We start from the raw sequence: 12,336 nt of genomic DNA, 5'->3' as shown, positions 1-12,336 counted from the left end.
CTCCGGGCATCCACGGGCTCCCGCGTGACGGGAGCCGGAGCCCGGATTCCGGGCAGCGAGAACTACGAGGCTGGAGAAATGCGCAGAGCAAAGATCGTATGCACCATCGGTCCGGTGACCGAGTCCCCGGAGCAGATCCAGGCGCTGGTCGACGCAGGCATGGACGTCGCCCGGCTGAACCGTAGCCACGGCGACCCCGAGGTCCACGAGGCGGTGTACAACAACGTCCGTGCGGCTTCCAAGAAGTCGGGGCGCTCGGTCGCCGTCCTCGTCGACCTGCAGGGCCCGAAGATCCGCCTCGGGCGCTTCGCGAACGACGAGAAGCAGTGGCTCAACGAGGGCGACGTCTTCACGATCACGACCGAGGACGTGGTGGGGACGAAGGAGCTCGTCTCCACGACGCACAAGGGACTGCCGGGCGACGCCCGCGTCGGTGACCCGATCCTGATCGACGACGGCCGTGTTCTCGTCCGCGTGACGGCGGTGGAGGGCCCCCGCGTCGTCACCCGTGTCGAGGTGGCCGGTCCGGTCTCCAACAACAAGGGGCTCAACCTGCCCGGCGTCGCGGTCTCTGTGCCCGCGATGAGCGACAAGGACGAGGCCGACCTGCGCTGGGCTCTGCGCCTGGGCGCGGACATCATCGCGCTCTCGTTCGTCCGGAACGCCGCCGACTACGACGACGTGCGCCGCATCATGGACGAAGAGGGACGCGTGATCCCGGTCGTCGCCAAGGTCGAGAAGCCTCAGGCGGTCGAGAACCTCGTCGAGATCGTGGATGCGTTCGACGGCATCATGGTCGCGCGTGGCGACCTCGGCGTCGAGCTCCCGCTCGAGCAGGTCCCGCTCGTCCAGAAGCGCGCCGTCGAGCTCGCTCGCCGTGCTGCCAAGCCGGTGATCGTGGCCACCCAGGTGCTCGAGTCGATGATCTCGGCCCCGCGGCCGACGCGCGCGGAGGCGTCCGACTGCGCCAACGCCGTTCTCGACGGCGCGGACGCCGTCATGCTCTCCGGCGAGACGTCCGTGGGGGAGTACCCCATCGGAGCCGTGGAGACGATGGCCCGCATCATCGAGAGCACTGAGCAGCTCGGGCGCGAGCGGATCGCGCCCCTCGGGTCGACGCCGCACACGCGCGGCGGTGCGATCACCCGCGCCGCGGCCGAGATCGGCGAGACGTTGGGTGTGAAGCACCTGGTGACGTTCACGCAGTCGGGCGACTCCGCGCGCCGGATGTCCCGCCTGCGCTCGTCGATCCCGCTGCTCGCCTTCACGCCGAAGCAGCACGTGCGCAACACACTGTCCCTGACCTGGGGCACGCAGGCGTACGAGGTGCCCGAGGTCGACTCGACCGAGGCCATGATCGAGCAGGTCGACACGATGTTCCAGGCGAACGGACTCGGCGAGATCGGTGACCTCGTGGTCGTCGTCTCGGGCGCACCGGTCGGTGTCGCGGGGACGACGAACTCGATCTTGGTGCACAAGATCGGATCGCAGTCGGACGTGCGCGAGCAGCGCTGACGTATGGACGGCGAACGGCCCGGCACTCCTCGGAGTGCCGGGCCGTTCGTGTGTGGTGCCCCGGGCGGGATTCGAACCCGCACTGGACCGGGTTTGAGCCGGATGCCTCTGCCGGTTGGGCTACCGGGGCGGGCAGCGTGTGCCCATCGAACCACAGAAACGCGCGACTTCGGAATCGGTGCGCGGAGGCCGAATCGGTGCGTGCAGGCACCACCGTGGGCGGGGCACTAGGATGGAACCGTGAGTGACGACAACACGCAAGCAGACGAGCCCCTTGACCTCCCTCCGATGATCGACGAGCCGGAGCCGGAGGCTCCGACGAACGCACGTCCGGTGCGACGGGCGGTCGTCGCCGAGGACGAGGCGCTGATCCGCATGGATGTCGTCGAGACGCTCCGCGAGGCGGGGATCGAGGTCGTCGGCGAGGCCGGTGACGGTGAGACGGCCGTGAAGCTCGCGATCGAGCTGAAGCCGGACGTCGTCGTGATGGACGTCAAGATGCCGGAGCTCGACGGTATCTCTGCCGCCGAGCGCATCGGGAAGGCGCATGTCGCGCCCGTCGTGCTGCTGACGGCCTTCTCGCAGACCGAGCTCGTCGAGCGCGCCCGTGACGCGGGTGCGATGGCGTACGTCGTCAAGCCGTTCACGCCCGCGGACCTGCTGCCGGCGGTCGAGATCGCGATCTCGCGGTACTCGCAGATCGCGGCGCTCGAGTCCGAGGTCGCCGACCTGACTGAGCGCTTCGAGACGCGCAAGCGCGTCGACCGTGCCAAGGGCCTGCTGATGACGAAGATGGGTCTCTCCGAGCCCGAGTCGTTCCGTTGGATCCAGAAGACCTCGATGGATCGTCGCCTCACCATGCGCGAGGTCGCCGACGCCGTGATCGACCAGGTCGGCGCCTGACGGTCGCGTCGATCTCCCTCTGGCGGACGCCTCGTAGCGCGGACTATGGTTCTGCCAGATCCTGTACCGACCCGTCGCGCCCCGTCCGCACGGACCGCGACCCCGACCGGAGGCCTCACGGATGCGAATCGCTGTTGACGTCCGCGGTGCGGCTCACCGTGAGCTTCCTGCGCTGGCCGTGCTCTGCGCCGAGGCGCGGGGTGAGTCCTCGGCGGGAGTCCAGGTGTGCACGCCCGACACCGACCGGATCGTCCGACACCTCTCGGTCCTGCTCGCGGTGCCCGGAGGGGTCGTTCTCGGGGCGTACGACGGCGACGAGCCGGTCGGGTTCCTCCTCGCCCGCGTGGTGAGCCCGGGTGCACTGAACGACGAGCCGAGCCTCTACATCGAGGCCGTCTACGTCAGCTCGACTGCGCGACGCCGAGGCGTCGGCCACGCGCTCCTGGCGATGGCGGCCGAGATCGCCGTCAGCACCGGGTGCGTCGACGTGTACGCGGTCCCGATCCCGGGCGCACGGGGCATCCAGCGCTTCTTCGCCCGGATGGGGTTCGCCCCCGCGGTCGCGCACCGGGTCGTCACGACCGCCACTCTCCAGCGCCGCCTCGCCGCCGAGGCCGGCCCCAACAAGCGCGCCGTCGCCCGTCAGGGCATCGAGGACCTCATCGCCCGTCGGCGCCGTGCCCGCGCTGAACTGACCAGCGGTCCCGTCGACCTGCGGGAGTTCCAGCGCGCTCGGCGCGAGGACTCTGACCGCGTCGCCCGCTGAGTCTCAGCGGTCCAGGAGGAAGCAGCTCAGACGCGCGGAGCAGACGCGACGCCCGGACTCGTCCGTGATCGTGATCGCGTAGCTCGCGGTCGTCCTGCCGAGGTGCACCGCCTCGGCGACCGCACGGACTGATCCCTCGCGCGCCCCGCGATGATGAGTCGCGTTCAGCTCCGTCCCCACGCTCGCGCGGCCGGGCCCGGCGTGGACCTGCGCGGCGAACGACCCGACCGTCTCGGCCAGCGCGGCCGAGGCGCCACCGTGGAGGAGGCCGGCAGGCTGGGTGTTCCCGGCCACCGTCATGACTGCGACGGCCCGCGCGGCGCTGACCTCGAGGAGCTCGATGCCCATCCTCTCGATCAGCGTGCCGCGGGTCGAGGCACGGAGGTCGGCGAGGACGTGTTCGGGTGACTGTGTGTCGGTCATAGCGGATAGGTTGGCACCTGTGACCACCGACGCGCGACCCAGGCTCCTTCTCATCGACGGCCACTCGATGGCCTACCGGGCGTACTACGCCCTGCCCGTCGAGAACTTCTCGACGACGACGGGCCAGTCCACGAACGCCGTCTTCGGGTTCACGTCGATGCTGATCAACCTCATCCGTGACGAGCAGCCGACGCACGTCGCGGTGGCGTTCGACGCGGGGAGCTCGACGTTCCGGACCGAACGGCTGCCGAGCTACAAGGCCGGACGCGCCGCGACGCCCGAGCCGTTCAAGGGCCAGGTGCCGCTCATCAAGGAGGTGCTGGACGCGATCGGGATCGTCCAGCTGCAGAAGGAGAACTTCGAGGCGGACGACATCTTCGCAACGCTGTCGACCCGCGGCGTCGCTGCGGGCATGGAGGTCCTCGTCTGCTCCGGGGACAGGGACGCCTTCCAGCTCGCGAGCTCCGAGGTCACGGTTCTGTACCCCAAGCGGGGCGTCTCGGACCTCGCGCGGATGACCCCGGACGCCGTCAGCGAGAAGTACGGCGTCGACCCCGAGCACTACCCGGACCTGGCTGCTCTCGTCGGCGAGAAGGCCGACAACCTGCCGGGGGTCCCCGGGGTCGGGGCGAAGACCGCGGCCAAGTGGATCGGCGCGTACGGCGATCTGGACGGAGTTCTTGGGTCGGCGGAGGAGATCAAGGGCAAGGCCGGGGAGAACCTGCGCGCGCACCTCGATCAGGTCCGCTCCAACCGCGAGCTCAACGCTCTGGTGCGCGATCTTGATCTCCCCGTCGAGATCTCCGACCTGGAGATGCGGGGGTGGGACAGATCTGCGGTTGACGCCGTCTTCGGACCGTTGGAGTTCACGGCGCTCCGGGACCGTCTGATGGCCCTGAACCCCGGCGACGAGGAGCCGGCTCCGGAGCTGACGGTCGAGACCGACTCGCTCGAGGCCGGCGAGCTGGAGCAGTGGCTCACGGCGCGCTCGACACAGGTCGTCGGTCTCGACGTCGACGGGAACCGCGGTGCCGTGCGCGGAGACGCCTGGACGCTGGCGCTGGCTGCCGACGTCGCGGTGGTGCTCGACCTGGCCGACATCGCCGCGGAGGACGAGCAGGCTCTCGAGGCATGGCTGGGTGATCGCGAGGCACCCAAGGCTGCGCACGGCGCCAAGGGCGCGGCTCACGCGCTGGCGGGTCGAGGTCTGCCGCTCGAGGGCGTCGTGTTCGACACCGAGCTGGCCGCGTACCTGTGCTTTCCCGACCATCGTGGTTACGACCTCGCGGACCTCACCCTCCGCCACCTGCAGCGCGAGCTGCGGGCGGAGGAGGGCGGAGGCGCTCAGGGAGCCCTCGACCTGTCGCTCGACGACGACGGCGGCCCCGACCCGATCCACGCTGCGCGGGCGGCGGCCGTGCGAGACCTCGTCGACGTCCTCGGGCGTGAGCTCGACGACCGGAGCGCGACGACGCTCCTGACCGACCTGGAGATGCCGCTCGCGGTGGTCCTCGGACAGATGGAGAGCACGGGGATCGCCGTCGACGTCGACGGTCTGCAGCGTCTGTCGGACCAGTTCGCCTCGCAGGTGACCGACGCCGCCGACGCCGCGTACGGCGTCATCGACCGTGAGGTCAACCTCGGCTCCCCGAAGCAGCTTCAGGAGGTGCTGTTCGAGGACCTCGGCATGCCCAAGACCAAGAAGATCAAGACTGGCTACACGACCGACGCGGCCGCCCTGGCGGACCTCTACGTCAAGACGAACCACCCGTTCCTCGAGCACCTCCTGGCGCACCGTGACGCGACGCGCCTGCGCCAGACGGCCGACGGTCTGCTGAAGTCCGTCGCCGACGACGGACGCATCCACACCTCGTTCCAGCAGACGATCGCGGCGACGGGCCGACTGAGCTCCACGGACCCGAACCTCCAGAACATCCCGATCAGGACGGAGGCCGGGCGGCAGATCCGTCGGGCGTTCGTCGTGGGGGAGGGCTACGAGACGCTGCTGACCGCCGACTACAGCCAGATCGAGATGCGCATCATGGCCCACCTGTCGGGCGACGAAGGGCTGATCGAGGCCTTCCGTACCGGAGAAGACCTGCACCGTTACGTCGGTTCTCGAGTGTTCGACGTCGACCCTGCCGACGTGACGCCGCAGATGCGGTCCAAGATCAAGGCGATGTCGTACGGTCTCGCGTACGGGCTCTCGTCGTTCGGTCTCTCGAAGCAGCTCGGGATCTCGGTGGGCGAGGCGAGCGGACTGATGGACGACTACTTCGAGCGCTTCGGGGGAGTTCGGGACTATCTGACGAGCGTCGTCTCCGAGGCGCGTGCGACCGGATACACCGCGACGATCATGGGACGGCGTCGCTACCTGCCGGACCTCACGAGCGACAACCGTCAGCGACGCGAGATGGCTGAGCGGATGGCTCTCAACGCACCGATCCAGGGAAGTGCAGCGGACATCATCAAGGTCGCGATGCTCGGTGTCGACGCGGCACTGCGGGAGCAGGAGCTCTCGTCGCGCGTGCTCCTGCAGGTCCACGACGAGCTGGTGCTCGAGGTCGCACCGGGGGAGCGGGGCACGGCCGAGGAGATCCTGCGGGACCAGATGGGGGCCGCGGCATCGCTCTCCGTGCCGTTGGACGTGTCGGTGGGGTCGGGGCAGAGCTGGCACGACGCCGGGCACTGATCATTCGGCAGCGGCCGGTCGTCGGGTGACGACGATCAGCGTTCCGGGCAAGAACCTGCCACGAACGGGCCCCCAACCGCCCCAGACGGCGTCATTGTCCGTCGGCCATTCCGGTTCGACGACGTCGACGACCTCGAGGCCCGCCGCCACGACGTCCCGGACATGATCGCCGAGGGTCCGGTGGTACTCGGCGTAGACGACCTGCCCGGTAGCAGCGGACTCGACGTAGGGGCGACGGTCGAAGTACGACCTGTGCGCCGTCAGGCCATGCTCCGTCGGGTCGTCCGGGAAGGCCCACCGGAGCGGGTGGGTCGTGGAGAAGACCCAGCGTCCGCCCGGGCGCAGGACCCGTCGAGCCTCCCGGTGGATCCGCAGCGGATCTGGGACGAAGGGGATGGCACCGAACGACGTGAACACGGCGTCGAACGTCGCGGGCGGGAACGGCAGCGCCCGCGCGTCGGCCTGGACGGTGGGCACCGAGACCCCGACCCGCGCGTCGAGCACCGCGGCGTGCCGCAGCATCTCGAGCGACAGGTCGCTGGCGACGACTCGCGCACCCTGCGCGGCGAGCCACCGTGAGCACTGAGCGGCTCCAGCGCCGACCTCGAGGACGTCCTGCCCGGCGACGTCACCCAGCAGAGCCAGGTCCGCCTCGCGCAGCCCCTCCGGACCCCAGCAGAAGTCGGCGTCCCCGAGGAACTCACCGTGCTCGACGGCGTACTCCGTTGCGTTTTCGTCCCACCAACGACGGGCAACGGAGCCGCCTTGCTCGTCGTCCACCGAGCGGTATTCGGCCCGATCCACACCCAGATTCTCCATCTGTCCATTCTGAGGGTCAAAAGGTGGACATGGGGACGTCTGGAGGTGACCGCGCGATAGCGTGAGCACGGTCGCACTGGATGATGCGACCGAGGTCGCGGCTGCTCGCGGGTGGCCGCCGGACGACGAGGAGAATCAGTGCGCATCGGTCTGCTCACAGGTGGCGGCGACTGTCCCGGGTTGAACGCAGCGATTCGCGCTGTCGTGAAGCAGGCGACGGGCGAGTACGGAGCGACTGTCACCGGCTTTCGGAACGGATGGCGCGGCGTCGTCGACGGGGACGTCGTGCCCCTGGGGCGCGCGGACATCCGCAACGTCCTGCCGGTCGGCGGCACGCTCCTCGGAACTGCCCGCTTTCACCCGCACGCCGAGCACGGCGGTCTCGACGGCGTTCTCGCGACCCTCGAGGCCGAGCGGATCGACAGCCTGATCTGCATCGGCGGCGACGGTACGCTGCATGCCGCGCAGCAGGTCGCCGACGCGGGCGTGAACGTCATCGCCATCCCGAAGACGATCGACAACGACGTCGAGGGGACGGACCTCTCGATCGGGTTCCACACGGCGGTGAACATCGCGACGGAGGCGATCGACCGCGTCCACACGACGGCCGAGAGCCACAACCGCGTCATGGTCGTGGAGGTCATGGGGCGGCACGCCGGGTGGATCGCGGTCAACGCGGGCATCGCCGGCGGCGCCGAGGTCGTCCTCGCTCCCGAGGAGCCGTTCGAGATCGAGCGGCTCGTCAAGTTCCTCAAGCACCGGCACCGCGCTCACGCGAACTTCTCGATCGTGGTCGTCGCCGAGGGTGCGATCCCTGCCGAGGGGTCCTCGATGGACTACACCCAGGAGCTCGGCAGGTTCGGCGAGATCATCGCCGGGTCGATCGGCGAGAGGGTCTCGAAGGAGATCGCGGAGCGCACGGGGTTCGACACGCGGCTGACCGTCCTCGGGCACGTGCAGCGCGGTGGCTCGCCGACGCCGACCGACCGGATCCTCGGCAGCCGGTTCGGCGTCGCGGCCGTCGACGCGGCGATGCGCGGGGAGTCGCAGGTCATGACCGCGCTCCGTGGTGAGCAGGTCGTCACCGTGCCCCTGGCGGAGGTCGCCGGCCGCCTCAAGACCGTGCCGTCAGAGCTGCTCCGGGTCGCACAGGTGCTCGCATGACCTGATTTGTCCGACGCTGTCCAGCAGCGTTGTACAGATCCGCTCGCCCAGTTACGATGGTGAACGGTGCCGTGCGCCTTGCGTCGGACCCTGACCTGCCGGATCGGCAGCACCGGAGTCCTTCGTCGAGTTTCTGTCCCGGCCCGTTCCATACCTGTCCGTACTACGTCCTGTCCGCATCGGAGCATCGAACTCAATGACCATCTCTACCCCCGCGAAGTCCGTACCCCAGGTCGCCATCAACGACATCGGTACCGAAGAGGACTTCCTCGCCGCCGTCGACGCCACCATCAAGTACTTCAACGATGGCGACATCGTCGAGGGCACCATCGTCAAGGTTGACCGTGACGAGGTCCTTCTCGACATCGGCTACAAGACCGAGGGTGTCATCCCCTCGCGCGAGCTCTCCATCAAGCACGACGTCGACCCCGGTGAGGTCGTCGAGGTCGGCGACGCCGTCGAGGCGCTCGTCCTCCAGAAGGAGGACAAGGAGGGTCGTCTGATCCTGTCCAAGAAGCGCGCACAGTACGAGCGCGCCTGGGGCACGATCGAGAAGATCAAGGAAGAGGACGGTGTCGTCACCGGCACGGTCATCGAGGTCGTCAAGGGCGGCCTCATCCTCGACATCGGTCTGCGTGGCTTCCTCCCCGCGTCGCTCGTGGAGATGCGTCGTGTCCGCGACCTCCAGCCGTACGTCGGCAAGGAGATCGAGGCGAAGATCATCGAGCTCGACAAGAACCGCAACAACGTCGTCCTCTCGCGCCGTGCCTGGCTCGAGCAGACGCAGTCCGAGGTTCGTTCCACCTTCCTGCAGACCCTGCAGAAGGGCCAGGTGCGCCCGGGCGTCGTCTCCTCGATCGTCAACTTCGGTGCGTTCGTGGACCTCGGTGGCGTCGACGGACTCGTCCACGTCTCCGAGCTCTCCTGGAAGCACATCGACCACCCCTCCGAGGTCGTCGAGGTCGGCCAGGAGGTCACGGTCGAGGTGCTCGACGTCGACTTCGACCGCGAGCGCGTCTCGCTGTCGCTCAAGGCGACGCAGGAGGACCCGTGGCAGACCTTCGCTCGTACGCACGCCATCGGACAGGTTGTGCCCGGCAAGGTCACCAAGCTCGTTCCGTTCGGTGCGTTCGTTCGCGTCGAGGACGGCATCGAGGGTCTCGTGCACATCTCCGAGCTCGCCGTGCGTCACGTCGATCTGCCTGAGCAGGTCGTCACGGTCGGCGAAGAGGTGTTCGTCAAGGTCATCGACATCGACCTCGAGCGTCGTCGTATCTCGCTCTCGCTGAAGCAGGCGAACGAGGGCGTGGACCCGGAGTCGGACGACTTCGACCCCGCGCTCTACGGCATGGCTGCCGAGTACGACGAGCAGGGCAACTACAAGTACCCCGAGGGCTTCGACCCCGAGTCGAACGAGTGGCTCGAGGGCTACGAGACGCAGCGCGAGGCGTGGGAGGGCGAGTACGCCAAGGCCCACGAGCGCTGGGAGGCTCACCGCAAGCAGGTCGCCGACGCCATCAAGGCGGACATCGAGGCCTCGACCAGCGAGACGCCGAGCGCGAGCAGCAGCTCCAACGCTCCGGCTGCTTCGGGTTCGTCGTACTCCTCAACGGCCCCGGCCGAGGACGCGGGCGGCACGCTCGCCTCGGACGAGGCTCTGGCTGCTCTGCGCGAGAAGCTCACGGGCAACTGATCTGAGGATCTAGTTCCCGCCTGAACTGCGGCCCACGACTCCTACGGGAGTCGTGGGCCGCAGTCGTCCGCGACAGGCCCGCATCGACGCGCCGCGTCTACTCTCACGCGGTGTGGTTGGGGCTCGGGTGGCACCATGGGTGGATGATTCGTATAGGACTGACCGGGGGAATCGCGGCGGGGAAGTCGACGGCCTCGCGCCGGCTCGCCTCGCTCGGCGCGACCGTGATCGACTACGACCTGCTCGCGCGGGAGGCGGTTCGTCCTGGTTCCGTCGGTCTCGGTTCCATCGTGGAGGCTTTCGGCGAGGGTGTGCTGGGCACAGACGGAGAGCTCGACCGCCCTGCGCTTGCCGATCTCGTCTTCGACGATCCTTCTGCCCGGGCGACGCTTGACTCCATCGTCCATCCGGAGGTCCACAGGCTCGCCGCAGAGCGTGACGCGGAGGCCGGAGCCGCCGCGGAGAATGCGGTCGTCGTCCATGACGTTCCCCTTCTCACCGAGTCCGGGCGTACCGGTCAGTACCATCTCGTCGTGGTGGTGGACGCGCCGGAGGACGTCCGCCTGGCGCGTCTCGTCGAGGAGCGGGGCCTGTCGGTCGAGGGTGCCGAGGCGCGACTTCGCGCCCAGGCGAGCGACGTCGAACGCCGGAGCATCGCTGACGTCGTGCTCGACGGCTCGTCTACGACGAACGATCTGGACCGTCAGGTGGACCGGCTCTGGGGCCGGCTGATGGACGAGGCGCGCGAGGAGCAGCCGAGCGCCTGACGATGCCAGAACGCATGAGGGCGGCACCCGTCGCGGGTGCCGCCCTCATGCGTGTGGCGAGTGTGCCGTCTGCTATGCCTGACGACGGCGGAGGATCAGGAGCGTGACGCCGGCCGCCGTCAGCAGCGCGGCGACCGATGCCATCCACCCGACGGTGGCGCCGGTGACCGCCAGGGTGTCCTCGTCCGTCTCGGCGACCGCAGCCTCTGCCGGGGAGGGGATCGACGTGCCGAGCACCTCGGTCGTCGGGGTCTCGGTGGCCTCCGGGACGACGGTCCCGTCAGCCGGCTCGTCCCCGGGTTCCTCCGTCGCGGGCTTCTCGGTCGCCGGAGCCGCCGGCTCCTCGCTGGGCGCGTCGGTGGGCGTGCTCGACGGCGCGTCGGTCGGGACGGTCGGCCCGGGCTTCTCCGGGTCCGTCTCAGGGATCTGCGGCGTCACCGGCTCGCACCCGAGCTCGCCGGCACCGATCCACGGGTAGTTGTGGTGCTCGAGCCCGCTTCCCGACGCCCCGAACTCGAGGTCGCCACCGATCCAGAGGCGCCCGTTGGTGTTGGTCGTCTGCGTCGTGTCCGCATGTGGGGCGAGGATGCTGCCGACGAGCTGACTGCCGCCGCGGAGCTCGAGGGACGTGGCGTCCGGGAAGTTCCAGATGATCCGCGGCGCCCACGCACCAAGCTCGGTCCAGGTGTCTATCCGGTCTGCGACCGATCCTGCGGCGGTGTGCACGGAATCGAGGGTCGCGTCGGTACCCGAGACGTTGATGACGATCGGGGCGGACCGGCCGACGTCGACGAACGTGACGGCGTCGAGACCGGCTGCCTGCTCTGCGGTCAGGTCGAAGACCTGCGTGTCGCCCGTGCCGTCCCCCATCAGTGCGGGGAATCCGCCGGCCGTTCCGAGTTCTCCGTTGGCCGACAGCGAACCCAGACGTGCGGAGACGTCGGCCAAGGTCGCCTCGGTGGTGGCAACGGCCGCCGCGGCCGCGTTGTCCTTCTCGGAGCTGATCCCACCGTTGAGCTGGAGGTTCCCCGTGATCGACGAGCGTGAGACGACGTTCCCGCCGCCGGTCACGCCGTGGTTGACGTCGATGGTGGAGCCATCCTTCACCGTGACCGCGCCGCCTGACACGAGGACGTCGCTGCCGCCGACGGGGGTGATCTGCGATCCGCCACCGGCACGGCCGATGTTGAACAAGCCCGCGTCGACGGTCGTGGTTCCTCCGACGAAGAGCTGGCCCTCCGACTCGGCGGCGGACTTGAGTGCGACGTAGTCGCCCCCGACGAAGACGGCGACGCCGTCGTCGGTGAACTGTGGGTCGTCCTGAGTGATGCCCGGGAGGAGTTCGTTGGTGCAGGCCGTTGCGCCCGTGGGCGTCGCGTGTGCCATCGGCGCCGCGAGGGAGACGAGGGCGAGGGTTCCGGCGGCCGTCAGCGCGGCTGTGCTGCTGAGGCGACGTGAGACAGGGCGAGGCATCGATGCTCCGTGTGGAAGTAAGTTAGCGGACCGAACGTGCTTGAAAGTTAGCAGTATGGGTGCGTGGATAAACAGGGGCGGAGAGGGTGAACTAACGTTCTGATGCGAAACCGTGACATCT

The 12,336-nt window shown here is 68.9% G+C and carries 10 protein-coding genes and 1 tRNA gene; 7 read left to right on the top strand and 4 right to left on the bottom strand.

From position 1 onward, the window contains the following. Positions 1 to 78: 78 nt before the first annotated feature. A complete protein-coding gene (gene pyk, locus BLU20_RS08940) occupies positions 79 to 1,515 on the top strand; it encodes a pyruvate kinase (protein ID WP_029253335.1) in 1,437 nt (478 codons plus the stop codon). Positions 1,516 to 1,568: 53 nt separating this feature from the next. Here the strand turns inward: pyk and BLU20_RS08935 are convergent. Further along, positions 1,569 to 1,645, bottom strand: a tRNA-Leu gene (locus BLU20_RS08935). 158 nt (positions 1,646 to 1,803) lie between these two features. Between BLU20_RS08935 and BLU20_RS08930 the strand changes: the two genes are divergently transcribed. After that, positions 1,804 to 2,418, top strand: a complete 615-nt coding sequence (locus tag BLU20_RS08930) for an ANTAR domain-containing response regulator (protein ID WP_083372307.1) — start codon at positions 1,804 to 1,806, stop codon at positions 2,416 to 2,418. Positions 2,419 to 2,539: 121 nt separating this feature from the next. Next, positions 2,540 to 3,184 carry a GNAT family N-acetyltransferase gene (locus BLU20_RS08925; protein WP_083372306.1) on the top strand — a complete coding sequence of 215 codons (645 nt, stop codon included), beginning with the start codon at positions 2,540 to 2,542 and terminating at the stop codon, positions 3,182 to 3,184. 3 nt (positions 3,185 to 3,187) lie between these two features. On the opposite strand, the gene BLU20_RS08920 is transcribed toward BLU20_RS08925, so the two are convergent. Then, positions 3,188 to 3,607 (bottom strand): hotdog fold thioesterase, encoded by a 420-nt coding sequence (locus BLU20_RS08920; protein ID WP_083372305.1) that lies wholly within the window; start codon positions 3,605 to 3,607, stop codon positions 3,188 to 3,190. Here BLU20_RS08920 and polA point away from each other — a divergent pair. Beyond that, entirely contained in the window at positions 3,525 to 6,299 is a 2,775-nt protein-coding gene (polA, locus tag BLU20_RS08915; protein WP_083372304.1) for a DNA polymerase I, read from the top strand. The genes BLU20_RS08920 and polA overlap by 83 nt on opposite strands. On the opposite strand, the gene BLU20_RS08910 is transcribed toward polA, so the two are convergent. Beyond that, a complete protein-coding gene (locus BLU20_RS08910) occupies positions 6,300 to 7,118 on the bottom strand; it encodes a class I SAM-dependent methyltransferase (RefSeq protein WP_083372303.1) in 819 nt (272 codons plus the stop codon). It lies immediately after the preceding gene. Between the two features lie 138 nt (positions 7,119 to 7,256). On the opposite strand from BLU20_RS08910, the gene BLU20_RS08905 reads away from it, so the two are divergent. The 3 genes from BLU20_RS08905 (at position 7,257) to coaE (ending at position 10,742) form a co-directional block, all read left to right on the top strand. Further along, positions 7,257 to 8,282 (top strand): 6-phosphofructokinase, encoded by a 1,026-nt coding sequence (locus BLU20_RS08905; protein ID WP_029253341.1) that lies wholly within the window; start codon positions 7,257 to 7,259, stop codon positions 8,280 to 8,282. A 196-nt stretch (positions 8,283 to 8,478) separates the two neighbouring features. After that, on the top strand, positions 8,479 to 9,975 hold the full coding sequence (gene rpsA, locus BLU20_RS08900; protein WP_029253342.1) for a 30S ribosomal protein S1: 1,497 nt from the start codon (positions 8,479 to 8,481) through the stop codon (positions 9,973 to 9,975). A gap of 143 nt (positions 9,976 to 10,118) precedes the next feature. Beyond that, positions 10,119 to 10,742, top strand: coding sequence for a dephospho-CoA kinase (coaE, locus tag BLU20_RS08895; RefSeq protein ID WP_083372302.1), 624 nt, complete (start codon positions 10,119 to 10,121; stop codon positions 10,740 to 10,742). Between the two features lie 72 nt (positions 10,743 to 10,814). Here coaE and BLU20_RS08890 read toward each other — a convergent pair whose 3' ends face one another. Beyond that, positions 10,815 to 12,215 carry a choice-of-anchor A family protein gene (locus tag BLU20_RS08890; protein WP_083372301.1) on the bottom strand — a complete coding sequence of 467 codons (1,401 nt, stop codon included), beginning with the start codon at positions 12,213 to 12,215 and terminating at the stop codon, positions 10,815 to 10,817. Positions 12,216 to 12,336 lie beyond the last annotated feature (121 nt).

The sequence above is a fragment of the Paraoerskovia marina genome (assembly GCF_900105445.1).
Lineage (GTDB): Bacteria > Actinomycetota > Actinomycetes > Actinomycetales > Cellulomonadaceae > Paraoerskovia > Paraoerskovia marina.
The sequence above is the reverse complement of the archived record's forward strand: the minus strand, read 5'-3'. Positions and strand labels throughout refer to the sequence as shown.

What these genes read in the sequence shown, in the direction of transcription:
- pyk (WP_029253335.1), top strand. Translation starts at nt 79, where the DNA reads ATGCGCAGAGCAAAGATCGTATGCACCATCGGTCCGGTGACCGAGTCC.
- BLU20_RS08930 (WP_083372307.1), top strand. Translation starts at nt 1,804, where the DNA reads ATGATCGACGAGCCGGAGCCGGAGGCTCCGACGAACGCACGTCCGGTG.
- BLU20_RS08925 (WP_083372306.1), top strand. Translation starts at nt 2,540, where the DNA reads ATGCGAATCGCTGTTGACGTCCGCGGTGCGGCTCACCGTGAGCTTCCT.
- polA (WP_083372304.1), top strand. Translation starts at nt 3,525, where the DNA reads ATGCCCATCCTCTCGATCAGCGTGCCGCGGGTCGAGGCACGGAGGTCG.
- BLU20_RS08920 (WP_083372305.1), bottom strand. Translation starts at nt 3,607, where the DNA reads ATGACCGACACACAGTCACCCGAACACGTCCTCGCCGACCTCCGTGCC.
- BLU20_RS08910 (WP_083372303.1), bottom strand. Translation starts at nt 7,118, where the DNA reads ATGGAGAATCTGGGTGTGGATCGGGCCGAATACCGCTCGGTGGACGAC.
- rpsA (WP_029253342.1), top strand. Translation starts at nt 8,479, where the DNA reads ATGACCATCTCTACCCCCGCGAAGTCCGTACCCCAGGTCGCCATCAAC.
- coaE (WP_083372302.1), top strand. Translation starts at nt 10,119, where the DNA reads ATGATTCGTATAGGACTGACCGGGGGAATCGCGGCGGGGAAGTCGACG.
- BLU20_RS08890 (WP_083372301.1), bottom strand. Translation starts at nt 12,215, where the DNA reads ATGCCTCGCCCTGTCTCACGTCGCCTCAGCAGCACAGCCGCGCTGACG.